Origin of the sequence: Achromobacter spanius, assembly GCF_002812705.1 — a bacterium.
Taxonomy (GTDB): Bacteria; Pseudomonadota; Gammaproteobacteria; order Burkholderiales; family Burkholderiaceae_B; genus Achromobacter; species Achromobacter spanius.
The window spans coordinates 3,195,579-3,212,352 of record NZ_CP025030.1; the positions used below are offsets into that span (position 1 = coordinate 3,195,579).

The window sequence follows — 16,774 nt, forward strand, 5'->3', positions numbered from 1 at the left end:
TTCAACGCATCCGGAGGGATCGTGCCGTCTATTCAACTTATTAGATGAAAAGGGAGGATTACTCATGGACTTGAAGATCTTTGACCGGATGGAATCAGAGGTGCGGGGCTACATTCGGTCGTTCCCCGTGATATTCAGCCAGGCCAGGGGCTCGACCCTGATCGATGAGGAAGGCACCGAGTACATCGACTTCTTCAGCGGCGCCGGCACGCTGAACTATGGCCACAACAATCCTGTTCTCAAGGAAAAGCTGCTGGAGTATGTGCAGGCGGACGGCGTCGTCCACGGCCTGGACATGGCGACCAGCGCGAAGAAGCGTTTCCTGGAGACGGTGGATCGCGTGCTGCTCAAGCCGCGCAACTGGCAATACACGCTGCAATTCACCGGCCCCACCGGCACCAATGCCGTGGAAGCCGCGCTGAAGATCGCGCGCCAGGTCAAGGGCCGTTCCAATGTGATTTCGTTCACGCACGGTTTTCATGGCGTCAGCGGCGGTTCGCTGGCGGTGACGGCCAACATGAAGTTCCGCGAAGCCTCGGGCTATGCGCTGGGCAACACCACGTTCATGCCTTATGACGGCTACTTCGGCCCGGACGTGGACACCATGGCCTACCTGGAGCGCATGCTGGAAGATCCCAGCAGCGGCATGGACAAGCCGGCCGCCGTCATCGTGGAAACGGTGCAGGGCGAAGGTGGCGTCAACGTTGCGACCCTGCGCTGGTTGAAAGAGCTGGAAAAGCTGTGCAAGCGTCATGACATGCTGCTGATCGTGGACGACATCCAGGTCGGCTGCGGCCGCACCGGCACGTTCTTCAGCTTCGAGGCCGCCGGCATCCGTCCGGACATCATCACGCTGTCGAAGTCGCTGTCTGGCTTTGGCCTGCCGATGTCGCTGGTGCTGATGAAGCCCGAGCTGGATATCTGGAAGCCGGGCGCCCACAGCGGTACGTTCCGCGGCAACAACCTGGCGTTCGTTACGGCGACGCAGGCGCTGGAAACCTATTGGGCCAACACCGCCTTCACCGCCGACATCCAGCGCAAAGAGCGTCTGGTGCGCGACTGGCTGGAAAACCTGGTCCACAGCTATCCCAACGCCGGCCTGTCGGTGCGCGGCCGTGGCTTGATCCAGGGCCTGGTGTGCAACACCACGCCCGCGCTGGCCAACCGCATTGCGCAGCAGGCATTCAAGAAGGGCGTCGTCATCGAGACCTCGGGCGCGCATGACGAAGTGCTCAAGCTGCTGCCGGCACTGACGATCGAGGAAGATCTGTTGAGCAAGGGCCTGGACGTCATCGAGGCCAGCGTGGCTGAAGCGCTGAGCGAAGAAGGGCAGTCTGCCCGCATTCTGAAATTTGGAGGAAAACGTCAATGATCGTACGCAATGTCAAAGATGTCATCGGCACCGCCGACGAAGTCCGCACCGATACCTGGGTCAGCCGCCGCGTGCTGCTGAAGAAGGACGGCATGGGCTTTTCCTTCCACGAGACCACCATTTTTCCGGGCGGCCGCACGCACATCCACTACAAGAACCATCTTGAAGCGGTGTGGTGCATTGAAGGTGATGGCTCCATCGAAACCATTGCCGACGGCAAGAAGTACGACCTGGGCCCTGGCGTGGTCTACGCCCTGAACGAGAACGACGAGCACTGGCTGTGCGGCGGCAAGGAGCCGCTGCGCGTCATCTGCGTCTTCAACCCGCCGCTGACCGGTCAGGAAGTGCACGACAAAGAAGGCGTTTACGCCTTGCCTGAAGCCGAAGCCAAAGCGGCTTGATACAAGGAGGTTCGCATGATCTCACCTGCACAGGATCCGTACGCCTCCCGTACGGACCGAGGTTCCGCCATCATCGCCCGCCAGGATCCGGTGGTTTACGAAGACGGCAAATACGCTAATGCCCTATCCGGCGAGCAAGTCGGGCAATACGAGCGCGACGGCTTTCTCTTGATGGAAAACCTCTTCTCGGAAGAGGAGATCCGCGCGTTGTCCGCCGAGGTCGAGCGCATGACGCGCGACCCGTCGATCATCCGGCGCGAAGAGTCCATTACCGAGCCGGGCAGCAATGCCGTGCGTTCCATTTTCATGGTCCACGTGTTGAACCCCGTGCTGTCGCGCCTGGTGCGCGACCCACGGCTGGTCAATGTGGCGCGCCAGATTCTCGGGTCCGAAGTCTACATCCACCAATCGCGCGCCAACATGAAGCCTGGCTTCAAGGGCAAGGAGTTCTACTGGCACTCGGACTTCGAGACGTGGCACGTGGAAGACGGCATGCCGTCCATGCGCGCGCTCAGTTGCTCGGTGCTGCTGACCGACAACAACGAGTGCAACGGCCCCTTGATGCTGGTGCCGGGCTCGCATCGGCAGTTCATCTCGTGCGTGGGCGAAACCCCGAACGAGCACTACAAGCAATCGCTGAAGAAGCAGGAATACGGGGTTCCCGACCCGGTCAGCCTGCAATTGCTGGTAGAGCAGGGCGGCATCCGCTCGATGACGGCCAAGGCGGGTTCCGTGGTGTTTTTCGACTGCAACACCATGCACGGCTCGAACAGCAATATCTCGCCGTGGCCGCGCGCCAATGTCTTCATGGTCTACAACAGCATGGAGAACACCTTGAACCCGCCCAAGTACGGCTTGACGCCTCGTCCCGAGCATATTGCGACGCGCAAGGGTTTCAAGGCGGTGACGCCGTTGGATACGCTGAAGCTGGTGGGCGGTTAATTCGCCGCTCGCGACGAGCCCGCCGCGGTACATCTGCGGGCGGGACTCGCCACACCGAAACCCGGGCCTTGCCCGGGTTTTTTCTTGGCCGTCCGGCAGGTGAAACATCAGCCTATGAAGGCCGGGCTCTCTGCTATTCTTTCGCGGATTCCTCCCACGCCAAACCCATGCCGCCATGTCCGCCCGTATCCTGAGCCTGCATATCTACCCGATCAAATCCTGCGCCGGCATCGACCTGGCGGAGTCTTCCATCGACCGGGCCGGCCTGGCCCACGATCGCCGCTGGATGTTGATCGGCGCCGATGGCCAGTTCATGACGCAGCGCCAGTGGCCGGCGATGGCCCTGATCCGCACGGCGCTGACCGCCAACGCGCTTCGCCTCAGTGCGCCCGGCATGCCCGACCTGGACGTAGCCTTGGATGGATCGGGCTTGGAACCCGGCTCCCAAACCGTTGCGGTCTGGAGCGACACCATTTCAGCCCAGCAGGAAAGTGTGGCGGTCGGGAATTGGTTTTCCGAATTCCTGAAGACGCCTTGCCGGCTGCTCAAGGTGGATAGCGCCGCTGCGCGCAACGCCAAGCCCGACTGGGTATCGCGCTGGGTAGACGGGCATCCCGACCTGGCCGATGCCTTCGTGGGCGAACACCATTTTGGCTTTGCCGACGGCTTTCCCTTGCTGATTGCCAATCAGGCGTCGCTGGATGACCTGAACGCACGCCTGCAAGCCAAGGGCGTGGCGCCGGTGCCCATGGACCGTTTCCGCCCCAACATCGTCGTCGAAGGCGAATGGGAGCCCTTCGAGGAAGATCACACCGCCATGATCACGGCGGCAGGCGTCAGGATGGCCTTCGTCAAGCCGTGCACCCGTTGCTCGATTCCCGACATCGACCAACGCACCGCGCAGCAGCACGACGAGCCCGGCCGTACGCTGGCGGGCTATCGCAATCTTGATATCGGGGTGGTGTTCGGCCAGAACGCCATTCTGGATGCGCCGGCCGGCGCACGGTTGAAAGTGGGCGACGCGGTCGAGATCGAACTGGATTTCTGACCGGTCGCCGGGGCCGGGGCCTGGTTTGGCTTACGCCGAAGACAATTTCAGGCCGATCAAGCCCAGCACGATCAACGCCACGCTGACGATGCGCATCCAGCTCGTGGATTCGCCAAACAGCACGATGCCGGCCACAAAGGCGCCCACGGTGCCGATGCCTACCCAGACGGCGTAGGCGGTGCCCAGCGGCAGGGTTTTCATGGCCACGGCCAGCAGCCAGACGCTGATGGCCATGCCGCCCGCCGTAATCAGGGACGGCCAGAGGCGGGTGAATCCATGGGTGTATTTCAGGCCCACGGCCCAGACGATTTCAAACAGGCCCGCGAGCACCAGGATGATCCAGGTCATTGACGACTCCTCTTGTTGCGTTGCCGGCGTTGCACCGGCAATAAGGGGTCGTCCCCGGATAAAAAAAACGCCGGTCGTTTGACCGCGCGCAGCAACGGGCCGTCCCGCTGCGGCAAAAATTATAGAATACCGGCTTCCAACGGCAAAACCGGATGCCGGGTATCACCTTAGCTACACGTCGCGGACCGGACCGCGAACCAGGAAATTTCCATCATGCAACGCATCATGCTGCGGGCAAAGCTACACCGCGTCACGGTCACCGAAGCCGACCTTCACTACGAAGGCTCTTGCGGCATCGACGAAGACCTGCTGGACGCTGCCGGCATGCGCGAGTTCGAACGCATCGAACTCTACAACGTCACCAATGGTGAACGTTTCGACACCTACATCATCAAGGCGGCCCGCGGCAGCGGCGCCATCTCGTTGAACGGCGCGGCGGCCCGCCGGGCGCAGGTTGGCGATCTGTTGATCATCTGCACCTACGGCCCGATGTCCGAAGAAGACTCCGCCACCCACAAGCCGCAAGTGGTGTTGGTGGACGACGCAAACCGCGTCAAGGAAATCCGCAAGTTCCCGGCCTGACGCCGGCCCGAGCGCAGCGCCATCCTGGCCCAGCCGGCTGGCGCTCCCGTCAACCCTGAACCGTTTCATCATGAGCTTCCAGGTCATCATTCAACCCAGCAAGCATCAATTCCCGGTCGAGCCCGGCCAGACCGTGCTCGACGGCGCCTTGGCCGCAGGCATCGTGCTGCCCTATAGCTGTCGCAACGGCGCGTGCTCCACCTGCAAGGGCAAAGTGGTCTCCGGGGAGTTCGACGCCGGGCAGTATCCCGCCCAGATCCTGTCGCCCGAAGAACTGGCCGACGGCTACACGCTATTCTGCCAGGCGCGTCCGGAATCGGACATGGTGGTGGAATCCACTGAAGTCCGCCTGGCCAGCGACATCCAGATCCGCAAGCTGCCTTCGCGCGTGCAGACGCTGGAGCGCGTGGCGCCGGATGTCACGGTCATCAAGCTGCAACTGCCGGCATCCGAACAGTTCCGCTACTACGCGGGTCAGTACATTGAAGTCATCCTCAAGGATGGCCGCCGCCGCAGCTATTCGATGGCGGGCGCGCCGCACACCGGCAGCCCGCTGGAACTGCACATCCGGCACATGCCGGGTGGCCTGTTCACCGATCATGTCTTCGGCGCGGGCGACACGCAGATGAAAGAACGCGAGATTCTGCGGCTGGAAGGGCCGTTCGGCTCGTTCTTCCTGCGCGAAGACAGCAACAAGCCGATCGTCCTGCTGGCCAGCGGCACGGGTTTTGCACCGGTGAAGGCCATCGTCGAGCACATGATTCACAAGAACATCAGCCGTCCGGTCACGCTGTATTGGGGCGGCCGTCGCCCGCAAGACCTCTACATGGACGCGCTGGCGAAATCCTGGTCGGGTCTGTTGCCGAATTTCAGCTATGTGCCGGTCGTGTCCAACGCCGTGCCGGAAGACGGCTGGACCGGTCGCACCGGATTCGTCCACGAAGCCGTCATGCACGACATCGCCGACTTGTCCGGACACCAGGTCTATGCCTGCGGCACGCCGTTGATGGTGGATGCCGCCCGCCGCGAATTCAGCGTGCAGAACGGCCTGCCGCCGGAAGAGTTCTACGCGGACGCCTTCACGTCCGAGGCCGACCTGGCGAAAGCCGCGTCGTAACCAGACAGCACGAGCCACTGGGGGGGGAATTCACAGGCTGAAAAGCTTGGTGACTTCCGCCCCTTTTTTATACGTAGGCGTAGGCAAATCGGCGGGGTAAACTGCCTTGGCAGCGGCTTGCCAAGGGGGGCGGACATCGGGTCCGTGGCCGATTTGGCACGCAAGGAGCAATGCGGGCATGAAAGTAGCGGTATTGGGTAGCGGCATTATCGGAATCTCCAGCGCCTGGTGGTTGAATCAGGCCGGCCACGACGTCGTGGTCATTGATCGCTGCACCGGTCCCGCCCAGGAAACCAGCCTGGCCAACGGCGCGCAAATCTCGGTGTCTTATGCCGAACCCTGGGCCAATCCCCAGGCACCGCTCAAGCTGCTCAAATGGATGTTCCAGGACAACGCGCCGCTCTTGTTCCGACCGCAGCTTGATTGGCGCCAATGGATGTGGGGCCTTGCCTTCCTGCGCGAATGCCTGCCCGGCCGCCTGGCGCCGAACATCCGCGCCATGGTCCGCATGGCCGAGTACAGCCGCGCTACCTTGCGCAGCATGCGCGCCGAAATGGGCATCGAATACGATCACCTTGAACGCGGCATCCTGAACTTCTATCGCGATCCCCATGAATTCGAGAACTCGCAACGGGCCGCTGGCCTGATGCGCGATTTCGGCGTTGAACGCCGCGTCGTCACCGCGGATGAAGTCATTGCCATTGAACCGGCGCTGGCGCCGCACAGGCAGACCATCGTCGGTGGCGACTACACGCCCGAGGACGAAAGCGGCGACGTGCATTTGTTCACGGTCGCGCTGGCCGAGCGTTGCGCGCAAGCGGGCGTTGAGTTCCGCTACAGCACGCGGGCCACCCGCTTGCTGACTCAGGGAGGCGCCGTGCAAGGCATTGAAATCATTGAACCCGATGGGCGTTTCGGCACGATTTCGGCCGACGCCTATGTCGTGGCGATGGGCAGCTTCAGCCCCAATCTGCTGCGCCCCTTGGGCATCCCCTGCAACGTTTATCCGGCCAAGGGCTATTCGGCGACGTTCCCGGTTGTACGGCCGGACGCCGCGCCCACGGTCAGCTTGACGGACAGCAGCCATAAAATCGTGTTCTCGCGCTTGGGCGACCGCCTGCGCATGGCGGGTACCGCAGAGCTGTCGGGATATTCCCGCAGCCTGAACACCGGTCGCTGTGAAGCCTTGACCCATCTGGCGCAAGAACTCTTTCCCGACGCGCTCGATTTCGAGCGCGTCAGTTATTGGTCGGGCCTGCGCCCGTCCACCCCCTCGAATGTGCCCATCATCGGCCGCAGCCGTATCCCCAATTTGTATATCAATACGGGGCACGGTACGCTCGGCTGGACGATGGGTGTTGGCTCAGGCCGGGCTTTGGCCGATCTGCTCAGCGGACGGCGGCCAGAACCGGAATTCCCTTTTCTTGGTCTGTGAACCTATGAAGAATCTGCAATTGGCGGGTGTTGCCCGCGCGATGTTCGCCAGCCGGCGTGCATGGGTATTCGGCGCCGCCATGGCGCTGGCGGGCGTGGCGAATGCTGCTCCCGTTGAAATCCAGGTCTGGCACGCGCTGTCGGACGCGAATAAGGCCGAGTTCGAAAAACTGGCCAAGAAGTACAACAAAGAGCAGGACCAAGTCAGCGTCAAGCTGCGTGGTTTCAGTTCGCAAGACGCGTTGGAACAAGAAGCCGTCTCGGCCGTCAAGGCCAAGAAGGCGCCGAACCTGGTGCAACTGACCGACAACCATTCACCGGAAGTCGTGGCGCAGCACAAGGCCATCCTGCCGATGTATGAGCTGCTGGCCAAGTACCCCATCAAGGACCTGAACTGGTTCGTGCCGGGCACCAGCAGCTTCACGCGCGACGGCAAGGGCCGCCTGCTGGCTTTCCCCTGGATGGCCGAAGTGCCGGTGATGTTCTACAACACCGCTTCCTACAAAAAGGCCGGGCTGGACCCGAACAAGCCCGCCCGCACCTGGAACGAGCTGCAAGCCGAACTGCTCAAGCTGCGCGACGTGGCCGACATCGACTGCCCCTACGCATCGAGCGACCAGGTCACCGTGCACCTGGAGAACCTGGCCCCCATCAACGGCCAGCAGTTCACCAGCAACAACAATGGCCTGGACGCCGTCAGCAAGAAAAGCGCCGCGCCCGCCATGCAGTTCGACACGCTCTACATGCGCCACATTTCGTTGATGGTCAGCTGGAAGCGTTCGCTGCTGTTCATGGCGCACACCGGCGACGCCTCGGCCGACAAGCTGTTCGCCAAGGGCGAGTGCGCCGTGCTGACCGCGAATTCCGGTGCTTTCGGCACCTTCGTGAACACCAAGTCGCTGTCGTTCGGCGTGGCGCCGCTGCCTTACTACGACCAGGCTACCAAGTCGGCCGGCCAACCGTTTGTCAGCGGGTCGGCGCTGTGGGCGCTTGAAGGCCGTCCGCAAGCCGAGGAAAAGGCCACCGCCCAGTTCCTCGCGTGGTTGTCCAAGCCGGTCGTCGCCGCCGAATGGCATCAGCGTACGGGCTTCCTGCCGCTGACCGAAGCCGCGTTCCGCGCGTCCGACGTGTCGTTCTACAAGAGCATCCCGGGCGCACAGTCCGTGATCGCCTCGATGAGCAACCGTCCGGCCAGCAACAGCCGCGGCTTCCGCATGGCGAACTACACGCGCATCGAGCCGGTGTTGAATCAACAACTGAACGACGCTTTCGAAGGCAAGGTTCCGCCCGTGGCGGCCTTGAACAACGCTGCCTCGCAGGCACGCAGCATCGCCGCGCAGCGCTGATCTACCGCCGTGCCCGGCAGCGGATACGCTGCCGACCGCGCCCCTCGAAACCCGGTCCAGAAGGACCGGGTTTTTTTTCGTCTGTGCCCCTGCTCGTCGCGGGCGGGATCAATTCATCCATGCGTACATGCCAGTCTGGCGGCACCCCCAGCCGTCGTCCACCATGCCGTTCATGCGTACCGCTTCCGGTGCGCCTTTCGCTTGCGGTGAGGCATGGTTCGAATCTTCTTCCTGGCGGCAGGCCTGTCCTGCCTTGGGGCTTGCACTAGCTGGCCCACCAACGGCGGCGCCGCGTCGGCTTGGCAAACCACCGGATCCGCCGCGCGCGGTTTCCGTTTTGACTGGCGCTTGTCGGGCGACCCGGCGGTGGCGCCCATGCAGGTCTTTGACGATGGCAAAGAGGTTTGGCTGCAGTTCGCCCCCGGGCAGCCCTTGCCGGCGATCTTCGGCATGCGTGAAGGGCTTGAACATCCGTTGCCGTATACGCGGCGCGAGCCCTACGCCGTGGTCGCGGGCTCGTGGAGCGCGTTGCGGTTTCGCGGGGGCAGGCTATCGGCCCGGGCTGAGCGTGATGTTGAAGCGTCAGTCATGCTGTCTGCGTCTGCGTCCACATCTGCATTTGCATCTGCCTCCGCCTCTGCCTCCGCTTCCGCGCTGCCCCATGCCACGCGTTCGGTAGCCATCCCGCCGTCGGGTGTCGGTGAATTGGCTGCACGTGGGCCAATGGGCAGCGCTGGTGACGCGCCAGCAAAGGCGGCAACCACCGCGCTTGATGCGGCTGTTGACGGGGCCCCGACGGAATCGCCGCCCGCCATGGCCGCTTCCGTGCCATCCATATCCGGTGATGCCAGCGCACCGGCTCGGTTCTATCGGGCCGCGCCTCCCGACACCACCCTGCGTGCCGTGTTGGCGCGCTGGGCGGGCGATTCCGGCTGGACGTTTCGCCCGCAGCATTGGGCGGTGGACGTTGATATTCCCTTGTCTGCCTCGGCCGAATTTTCCGGGGACTTCAAATCCGCTGTGCGCGAGTTGCTGAGTGCCACTGAACTGGCCGATAAGCCCTTGCAGCCTTGCTTCTATGCCAACCAGGTGCTGCGCGTGGTGCCCTTGGCCCAATCGTGTTCTCGCGCGGCCGTCACGCAAGGAGCTGGGGCATGAGCATTTTTCGAATGACCTGCGTCGTCGTCACCGGGGCGCTGGCAGGCTGCGCGGCGTCGCAACAAGCTGCGGATCTGAACCGCGCGGCGAAGGATCGGCTTGCCGCCGTCTCGGGCCGTCATCAGGCGTTTGCCCAGGGGCTATCCGACCGGCAAGCCCGTATCGCCGCGCAGGACGTGGCCGCGCCTTGGGTAGCCGGCGCGCCGCAGCCGTTGGCGCGCGAGGTGTCGTTGCCTCCGGCCTTGCGCGAGAACGTGCCCACCACGCTGATGCTCGCCGACGAGACCGACCTGTTTGCGCTTGCGCAGCGCTTGGGCGCCGCCACAGGCATCCCGGTTCGCGTGCAACCGGAAGCCTTGCTTCCCATTGAACAGTTCTTGCCGCGCCTGGCCGTCACCGGAGGCGTGTCCCTGCCCGCGCCCGTTCGTATGGAAGTCCGCGATGGCCCCTTGCCGCTTGCTGATTTGCTGGATGCGCTTGCCGCGCGTTTCTCAGTGCATTGGCGGTACGTGCGCAACGCGCTGGAATTCTATCGAACCGACACTCGGGTGTTTGACGTGCGCGCGCTATCGCTTGCCAGCGCGGTCGATGTGCGGTTGGGCCGGTCGGGCAGCGAAGACGGCGAGGGCTTTGAAAGTACCTCCAGCACTACCTTGTCGGCCAAGGAACACAACGCCGTGGCGGTTCTGCGCGCAAGCATCGTGCCCTTCCTGACCCGCTCGGGCCTGGTTGCCGACGCCGTGGATGGCGCATCTTCCATCGTTGTCACCGATACGCCCGAAGCGCTGGAGCGCGTGGCGCATTACCTTGAGCGCGAGAACAAGGCTATGACCCGCCGCGTGCGTCTGGTCTTTGAAGAAATCACCGTCATCGTCAAGCAGTCGGCATCAGGCGGGCTGGACTGGAATGCGCTTTACGCCGCGGCGGGTTCGTCGGCACGCTATGTCATGCCTGCGGCGGCCGCCTTGGGCGCGGGCACGCTGGAAACCTCGGTAGGCAGAGGCCCGCTGCAAGGGTCGCAAGCCATTGTTTCCGCACTCAGCACCATGGGCGCGATCGTGCGGCACAGCAAGGTCCCTGTGCTGACGCTGAACCGGCGGCCGGTCACCCACGCGGTCCGCACCACGTTTTCGTACATCGATCGTGTGCAAAGCACCGCCATGCCAGGCACCACGTCGGGCGGCGCCAACGGATCGCTGCCCGCCGTGTCCATTACCCAGAAAGAAGAAACGGTGGGCTCGTTCCTGACGCTCGTGCCCGACATTCAGCAAGACGGTCAGATCTTGCTGTCTGTTGCCTACGACAACGCGGTCGCGCAACCCTTGAAGACCATCACCTTCGGTGAGCGCGGCAACCAGGTCCAGGTGCAGCAGATCACGATCGACGGCAATGGCACGGTGCAGCAGATTGAACTGCGCCCTGGCCAGCCCGTCATCCTGTCCGGCTTTGACCGCAGCACAGACGAACACAACCGTCAGCGTCTGGCGCCCGGCATGCCCCTGATTGCGGGCGGGCAGGACAGCGCGGCGCAAGAGCGCGAGACCACGCTGATGCTGGTTACGGCGCAGGTTGAAGAGGGGTACTAAGGCGCCATGAAACGAGCCCCTGTTCCTTTCCTGCTTGATTGCCCCGGCGCCAGCCACCAATTGGCGTTCGGCCTGCGATGGCTGGCGCTGATTGGTTCCGATGTGCCGGCGTTGGCGCGCGCTCGCGGGCGCAGGCTTCGTGCCACACATTTCATCGTGGGCGGATCACCCGCCACCATGGCCGGCTTTGGCCGTTTGCGCTCGTCCTGGCGCATCAGAGGGCAGGGCGAGCGGGCGCGGCCTGACGGCAGCCCTCGCGTCCAGGCCGCCGCGCAACTTTATGCACTGTTGTATCCACTGGGCGGGCATTGCCTGATCGACCTTCCTGGCGGCCGCTATTGGCTGGCCGCCGCCCAAGACGGCGTGGTGCTGTCGCAGGCGGACCGGCTATTCAATTCGCGAGACGATGCGGAGCAGGCCCAGGCGCGCTTGCGGGAACAGCGCCCCGGCCTGATCGAACACGATGCCGATGCGGTATGGGCTGCGCTAGTGCGGGCGGTGGACCCCGGCGCCCGCATGGCGCGCCTGCCTTCACGCTGGGCGGCGCTGCCGTTTGCCCTGCGCCTGTTCCTGGCGTGTGTGGCCGTGTCGGCCCTTGCGCCACCGCTATGGCGCGTCGCGTCGTCCTATATTTTTTCCCAGCAACGGCCCTCGCGCGCCGAGGAGACCGCGTCGGCGGGTCAGCAAAACCCCTATCAGTCGATGATCAGCGCAATGGCTGCGCATGGGCCTCTTGAGGTTTCGCGGCTGCTGCGCAGCGTGGGAGAACTGCCGGTTCAGGTGCAAGGCTGGGCGCTGCGCCGTGCGCAGTGTGATGCCCAAGCCAGCGGCTGGAACTGCGCAGCGGTCTATGCGCGCGCGCATCCCCAAGCCACGAACCGTCGGCTCCACGCCGGGCTACCGGCGGGGTGGCGGGTGTCATTCAAGCCCTTGGACGAAGCCACCTTGGCATGGCATATCGCGTCACCGCCGGTCCCCTTGGCGCGTTTGATGTTGCCCAGCGCATTGCATGTCGACACCGAGCTTGTCGCCATCTTGCAGCGTTTGCGGCCCGCTTTTTCGTCCGTGACCTTGGCGCCCGCCATCGCGTTGACGCTCCCCGGGCCTATGTCCGAACCCATGCCCGGGCCTGCGGGCGGGGATGCCGCCGATGTCACGCCGTTAGACCCCTTGCCCGTATTGCGGCGGCGCACATTGCGCCTGCAAGGGCCTTTGCGATCGCTCGCACTGTTGCCGGCCGCCATCGCGCCGGCGCGTTGGTCGCGCCTGGTGCTTGATGTGCAGCCGCAACACCGGCCCACCTTGGTCGCCAGCACGCTGGTCGCCGAGCTTCAAGGAGATTTGTATGAACAGGATTAGGCACACCATTGCCCGTGGCCCGCGCACGGCGGCTTGTGTGGCCGTGGCGTTGTGCGCGTGCGCGGGTGCGCCTGCGCCTGCGCAGGCTTCATCACCGGTTGAAGAGGCACAGGCGTGGCCGGAAGTGGAAACCGTGCGCACCTTGCTGCGCGCCGATGCGGCCGCCGCGCTGGCGGACTGCAATGTGCCGGGGATCTGCCGACCCTGGGCGGAACGAGCAGACCCGGGCGAGCGCGTCTCACCGCGGCAGGACGACATTCGCGTTGCGGCCATCTTCGGGTCCACCCGGCGGCTCACCGTCGACGTGCTTGTCAATGGCGCGTTGCTGCGCTATCGGGCGGGTCATGGCGCGCCCGTGGCGGGTGCGGTGTCGCCTGGCGGGTACCGCTTGCTTGCCGTGGAGGGCGCTTGCGTGCATCTGCGGCGCGATGAACTCAACCGTACCGCTTGTCTTGATGTGGGCAGGGCCTATCCATGAATTTGTCGACCATGCCGCTGGAAACCTGCGTGCCGCCCGCCTTGCAAACCGCTGAAGACATCGCTCGGCTGAATCCTCCCTTTGCGCGTGCGCTGGCACGTGACTTCGATCTGGCCTCGTTGGCCGGCAGGCTGTGTCCGGTCATGCTGGACAACGGCGACGCGGCTATTTTCGCCGTCAAAGAATACGTCCAGGGCGATGCCGTCGACGAACTGCAACGCATGGTGATTGCGGCGGGATACCGCTTGGCCGACCCGGCGCGCTACACGCTGCCCGCACCCTTGTTGCTGATGATCGCCCGTGGGCAACTGACGGCGGCGGGATTGGGTAGGCGCGGCGCGGGGCCGCAGGCCGAACGCACTTCGGGCTTGGCCTCCTTGTTTCTGGACATCGTCCGCTGGGGCGTCGCAGAAGGCGCCAGCGACGTGCACATCAATGTGAATCGGCGGCAAGAGGCCTGCGACATTCGCTACACCATCAACGGCGACTACGTCGGCACGCAGCGGTTTGCGGGGCTGTCCAACGACACCTTGCTGGAGGTGCTTGCGGTGGCATGGATGGATGTGCGCGGGGGCAACGGCGCCGTGTTTGATCCCACGGTCGAACAGCAAGGGCGCATCGCCTTTAACGTCGACGGCATTCCCGTCGTGCTGCGGTGGGCGTCCTTGGCCACTGACGCCGGGCCTTCGGTCTGCCTGCGCATCCTGCGTCTGGATGCCACCGCGGATGGCGACCTGCAAGCACTGGGATATCCCCCCCAACAAATCTCAACCCTGCTGCGCGCGCGAGACCGTGATGGGGGCGCCATTGTGCTGGCTGGGGTGGTGGGGTCGGGCAAGTCCACCACCATCGCAAGCCTGATGCGCGGCATTGAGTCCACGCGCAAGGTCATCACACTGGAAGATCCGGTGGAATACCTCATTGCCAATGCCTTGCAGAACACCTTGGGCAGCGCGCTGTCGGAATCCGCCTGGCCCGCGTTCGATGCCAAGCTCAAGACAATCAAGCGATCCGCAATGAACGATCTGCTGATCGGCGAGATCCGCGATGTCAACACCGGCCGTGCATTCATGGATCTTGCCAGTTCGGGCGTCAGCCTGTACGCCACCACGCACGCGGGCACGGCCGCCATGATTCCCGAACGTCTTGCGTCCGACGCCATCGGCGTGTCGCGGGACGTACTGGCAACGCCGGGCATTCTTAAGCTGCTGATCTATCAAACCTTGTTGCCACGCTTATGCACGGGCTGCGCGTTACCGATAGACAGCCTGTGGCGGGGGCGTGATGCGGCTGCCTTGTCCGAAGGCGCGCCGGATTGGCGGGCGTGGATAGCAGGCATCTTGAACGCCTATCAACTGGATGGCGCAGCGCTACGGGTCAGGAACGCGGCGGGGTGCCCGCAATGCCGGCGCGCGCAGCTACCGGAACTGAACGGCACGGCAGGCCGTTGCGTCGCCGCCGAGATGATCGAACCCGAACGCACGGAAGGCTTTCTGGAACGCGTGCGCGTGCGCGACAACCTGGGCTTGAGCCAACTGGCCGGCAAGTCAGCGCCCGCCGGCGACTGGCGCGCATCGGTGCTGCGCGGCACGCGAGCGCTGGACTGCGCATTGCACAAGGTCAGCATCGGGGACGTGGACCCGCGAGCGCTGTTGCGCCGCTTCGATCTACCGCTGACGCCCGGTGTGGTCGAAGCGCGCGACTCCCTTCGTGACATCGCCCGGGGGCGCTCATGAACAGGCCGATGCCACCCACGCGCTTCTGGTCAAGCATGGCGCTCGATGCCATGTCGACACGGCTCGACGCACTGCGCTTTCGCCCGCTGCGCGCGGACTATTTCGCGTATCTGGCGGACCTTGTTGAAGGAACGCAAGGGCGAAAGAGCCTGCGCGACATCTTCGAGGACGACGCGCGGCGCTACGGGCCGGGAACGGTGCGGGGCCGCCTGTCGCGGCATTGGGCGGCGGCGTACCAGGAAGAGGGGGGCGACTTGGGAGTGGCGTGGTGGGGCACGCTGCCGCCGGCCGAATGCCAACTGCTTGGTTGCGTGCAAGAGGAAGGTGGCGACCTTGCCGCCGCGCTGCGAGACCTGGCGGGCGCCGTCCGGCTGGCGGGGCAGGCGTGGCTGGCGGTGGTGTCCGCCGCGGCGGCGGGACTGGTGGCGGCAGCGGTTGCGTTCGCCTTGCTATGCGCTATCCCGTACTTCAGTGTGCCGCGCTTGCAGTCGGTCTTTCAGATTGTGCCGCCCGAAGACTATGGACGCCTGACGCGCAATCTCTTTCGCCTGGCCCAGGCATTGCATCAATGGTTATTGCTTTGGCTCGTGCTTAGCCTGGGTGCGGCCGTCTTGAGCTTGTGGTCGCTGCCGAACCTCACGGGGGGCTTGCGGTCCGTGTTGGATCGTTGGCTGCTGTGGCGCTTGTATCGCGATTTTCAAGCGATCCGCTTTTTGTGCCTGCTGTCGGTGCTGGTCCGACAACGCGGCGCGGCCGACACCCGGCTACGCCGCGCCCTGTCTGTGCAAGCCCGGGGCGCGCCGCCTTGGATGCATGCCCATCTGCAGGCCATGTTGGAGCACGTTGATGCCGGGGAAAGCGGCCCGGAGATATTCGCCACCGGCCTGCTGGATCAGGAAACGTGGTGGTACATGGCCGACATGATGGACGTGCTGGGCCTGGAGGCCGGCCTTGCGCGGGTGCGCGAGCGGGTCGAACTGCGTCTGCTCGCGCGCGTCCGCCGACAGGCGGCCACGTTGCGATGGTCGCTTCTGATCCTGTCGCTGGCGACGGTGTTGGGCATCACCCTTTGGCATTACGGCGTCATCGACGAATTGCGTCACGCGCTGACCAATTTCTATGCAAGTCAGTAGCTCTTCACGCGCGGATCTGCGGGCTTTGCCCGCCGGCGCGCACTTACCTTATCAACCCACGGAGGCAGCGATGCAGCAGATAAAGAATATTCATTCGGGCGCCAGGCGCCAGCAGGGCTTTTCCTTGATGGAAGTGTCTATCGTGACCGCCATTGTCTTGCTGATCGCAATCGTCGGTATTCCGGCAATTGGTTCGTATGTCATTGAAAACAAGGTCCCGAAGGTGGGAGAAGAGATCCAGCGGTTCGTGGCCAGCATGAAGATCAACGCCCAAGGAGGCGGCGTGACGCCCTACCTGGGATTGGACACGGGCGCGTTGGCGAATGCGTTGCGCGATTCAAGCGTGCTGGCGGTTCAGGGCAGCGGCGCGTCGGCGCGGGTGGTGCACGGTCTGGGGGGCAGCGGCACGGGGCGCAATGGCGTCGTGGAAGTGGCCGCGGCCGCAGCGGGCGGCGGAGGCCTTGGGTCCGCGTTCGTTGTTACGTTGACGAACGTCAGCCACGCGGCATGTCCGGCGCTGGCCTCGGTGTTGCAGCGGGTCTCGGACGTCATTTCCATTGGCGGCGGCGCGGGCGCGACGGTCGTGAAAGACGCGCTGGCGACGCCCGACGTCCCTTACCGCGCCGCGTCGGCCCAGGCCCAATGCAGCCAGGGCGAGGTCAACACATTCGCGTTCACGGCAAGATGATGTCGCGCACCGTTGCGGGAAATTCGACAAGGCGCGCGGGGGGTTG

The 16,774-nt window shown here is 64.2% G+C and carries 16 protein-coding genes; 15 read left to right on the forward strand and 1 reads right to left on the reverse strand.

What is annotated here, in order from left to right:
- Positions 1–64 precede the first annotated feature (64 nt).
- The 4 genes from ectB to CVS48_RS14535 all read left to right on the forward strand — a co-directional run bounded on the left by ectB (position 65) and on the right by CVS48_RS14535 (position 3,763).
- On the forward strand, positions 65–1,372 hold the full coding sequence (ectB, locus tag CVS48_RS14520; RefSeq protein ID WP_100855057.1) for a diaminobutyrate--2-oxoglutarate transaminase: 1,308 nt from the start codon (positions 65–67) through the stop codon (positions 1,370–1,372).
- Entirely contained in the window at positions 1,369–1,773 is a 405-nt protein-coding gene (locus tag CVS48_RS14525; protein WP_054427419.1) for an ectoine synthase, read from the forward strand. The genes ectB and CVS48_RS14525 overlap by 4 nt, the downstream gene beginning before the upstream one ends.
- Positions 1,774–1,788: 15 nt before the next feature.
- Positions 1,789–2,715, forward strand: coding sequence for an ectoine hydroxylase (thpD, locus tag CVS48_RS14530; protein WP_100855058.1), 927 nt, complete (start codon positions 1,789–1,791; stop codon positions 2,713–2,715).
- A gap of 175 nt (positions 2,716–2,890) precedes the next feature.
- Positions 2,891–3,763 (forward strand): MOSC domain-containing protein, encoded by an 873-nt coding sequence (locus CVS48_RS14535; RefSeq protein WP_100855059.1) that lies wholly within the window; start codon positions 2,891–2,893, stop codon positions 3,761–3,763.
- 30 nt (positions 3,764–3,793) lie between these two features.
- On the opposite strand, the gene sugE is transcribed toward CVS48_RS14535, so the two are convergent.
- Positions 3,794–4,111, reverse strand: a complete 318-nt coding sequence (sugE, locus tag CVS48_RS14540; RefSeq protein ID WP_046803706.1) for a quaternary ammonium compound efflux SMR transporter SugE — start codon at positions 4,109–4,111, stop codon at positions 3,794–3,796.
- A gap of 213 nt (positions 4,112–4,324) precedes the next feature.
- On the opposite strand from sugE, the gene panD reads away from it, so the two are divergent.
- The 11 genes from panD (at position 4,325) to CVS48_RS14600 (ending at position 16,728) form a co-directional block, all read left to right on the forward strand.
- Positions 4,325–4,693, forward strand: coding sequence for an aspartate 1-decarboxylase (gene panD, locus CVS48_RS14545; protein ID WP_050446262.1), 369 nt, complete (start codon positions 4,325–4,327; stop codon positions 4,691–4,693).
- Between the two features lie 70 nt (positions 4,694–4,763).
- Positions 4,764–5,810 carry a CDP-6-deoxy-delta-3,4-glucoseen reductase gene (locus CVS48_RS14550; RefSeq protein ID WP_100855060.1) on the forward strand — a complete coding sequence of 349 codons (1,047 nt, stop codon included), beginning with the start codon at positions 4,764–4,766 and terminating at the stop codon, positions 5,808–5,810.
- Positions 5,811–5,988: 178 nt separating this feature from the next.
- Complete coding sequence (locus tag CVS48_RS14555) at positions 5,989–7,245, forward strand: D-amino acid dehydrogenase (protein ID WP_100855061.1); 1,257 nt, start codon at positions 5,989–5,991, stop codon at positions 7,243–7,245.
- A gap of 4 nt (positions 7,246–7,249) precedes the next feature.
- Positions 7,250–8,590: an extracellular solute-binding protein gene (locus CVS48_RS14560; protein ID WP_100855062.1), complete on the forward strand. Its 1,341-nt coding sequence runs from the start codon at positions 7,250–7,252 to the stop codon at positions 8,588–8,590.
- 213 nt (positions 8,591–8,803) lie between these two features.
- Positions 8,804–9,748 (forward strand): TrbG/VirB9 family P-type conjugative transfer protein, encoded by a 945-nt coding sequence (locus CVS48_RS14565; protein ID WP_100855063.1) that lies wholly within the window; start codon positions 8,804–8,806, stop codon positions 9,746–9,748.
- Positions 9,745–11,334: a hypothetical protein gene (locus CVS48_RS14570; RefSeq protein ID WP_100855064.1), complete on the forward strand. Its 1,590-nt coding sequence runs from the start codon at positions 9,745–9,747 to the stop codon at positions 11,332–11,334. The genes CVS48_RS14565 and CVS48_RS14570 overlap by 4 nt, the downstream gene beginning before the upstream one ends.
- Positions 11,335–11,340: 6 nt before the next feature.
- Complete coding sequence (locus CVS48_RS14575; protein WP_242001278.1) at positions 11,341–12,693, forward strand: type IV pilus inner membrane component PilO; 1,353 nt, start codon at positions 11,341–11,343, stop codon at positions 12,691–12,693.
- Positions 12,680–13,171, forward strand: a complete 492-nt coding sequence (locus tag CVS48_RS14580; protein ID WP_100855065.1) for a hypothetical protein — start codon at positions 12,680–12,682, stop codon at positions 13,169–13,171. The genes CVS48_RS14575 and CVS48_RS14580 overlap by 14 nt, the downstream gene beginning before the upstream one ends.
- Positions 13,168–14,907, forward strand: coding sequence for an ATPase, T2SS/T4P/T4SS family (locus CVS48_RS14585; RefSeq protein WP_167400999.1), 1,740 nt, complete (start codon positions 13,168–13,170; stop codon positions 14,905–14,907). The genes CVS48_RS14580 and CVS48_RS14585 overlap by 4 nt, the downstream gene beginning before the upstream one ends.
- A gap of 50 nt (positions 14,908–14,957) precedes the next feature.
- Positions 14,958–16,040 (forward strand): general secretion pathway protein, encoded by a 1,083-nt coding sequence (locus CVS48_RS29485; protein ID WP_157814465.1) that lies wholly within the window; start codon positions 14,958–14,960, stop codon positions 16,038–16,040.
- Positions 16,041–16,110: 70 nt separating this feature from the next.
- Complete coding sequence (locus CVS48_RS14600; RefSeq protein WP_100855068.1) at positions 16,111–16,728, forward strand: type 4 pilus major pilin; 618 nt, start codon at positions 16,111–16,113, stop codon at positions 16,726–16,728.
- Positions 16,729–16,774: the final 46 nt, after the last annotated feature.

Coding starts and splice junctions, on each gene's coding strand:
- ectB (WP_100855057.1), top strand. CDS start 65: ATGGACTTGAAGATCTTTGACCGGATGGAATCAGAGGTGCGGGGCTAC.
- CVS48_RS14525 (WP_054427419.1), top strand. CDS start 1,369: ATGATCGTACGCAATGTCAAAGATGTCATCGGCACCGCCGACGAAGTC.
- thpD (WP_100855058.1), top strand. CDS start 1,789: ATGATCTCACCTGCACAGGATCCGTACGCCTCCCGTACGGACCGAGGT.
- CVS48_RS14535 (WP_100855059.1), top strand. CDS start 2,891: ATGTCCGCCCGTATCCTGAGCCTGCATATCTACCCGATCAAATCCTGC.
- sugE (WP_046803706.1), bottom strand. CDS start 4,111: ATGACCTGGATCATCCTGGTGCTCGCGGGCCTGTTTGAAATCGTCTGG.
- panD (WP_050446262.1), top strand. CDS start 4,325: ATGCAACGCATCATGCTGCGGGCAAAGCTACACCGCGTCACGGTCACC.
- CVS48_RS14550 (WP_100855060.1), top strand. CDS start 4,764: ATGAGCTTCCAGGTCATCATTCAACCCAGCAAGCATCAATTCCCGGTC.
- CVS48_RS14555 (WP_100855061.1), top strand. CDS start 5,989: ATGAAAGTAGCGGTATTGGGTAGCGGCATTATCGGAATCTCCAGCGCC.
- CVS48_RS14560 (WP_100855062.1), top strand. CDS start 7,250: ATGAAGAATCTGCAATTGGCGGGTGTTGCCCGCGCGATGTTCGCCAGC.
- CVS48_RS14565 (WP_100855063.1), top strand. CDS start 8,804: ATGGTTCGAATCTTCTTCCTGGCGGCAGGCCTGTCCTGCCTTGGGGCT.
- CVS48_RS14570 (WP_100855064.1), top strand. CDS start 9,745: ATGAGCATTTTTCGAATGACCTGCGTCGTCGTCACCGGGGCGCTGGCA.
- CVS48_RS14575 (WP_242001278.1), top strand. CDS start 11,341: ATGAAACGAGCCCCTGTTCCTTTCCTGCTTGATTGCCCCGGCGCCAGC.
- CVS48_RS14580 (WP_100855065.1), top strand. CDS start 12,680: ATGAACAGGATTAGGCACACCATTGCCCGTGGCCCGCGCACGGCGGCT.
- CVS48_RS14585 (WP_167400999.1), top strand. CDS start 13,168: ATGAATTTGTCGACCATGCCGCTGGAAACCTGCGTGCCGCCCGCCTTG.
- CVS48_RS29485 (WP_157814465.1), top strand. CDS start 14,958: ATGTCGACACGGCTCGACGCACTGCGCTTTCGCCCGCTGCGCGCGGAC.
- CVS48_RS14600 (WP_100855068.1), top strand. CDS start 16,111: ATGCAGCAGATAAAGAATATTCATTCGGGCGCCAGGCGCCAGCAGGGC.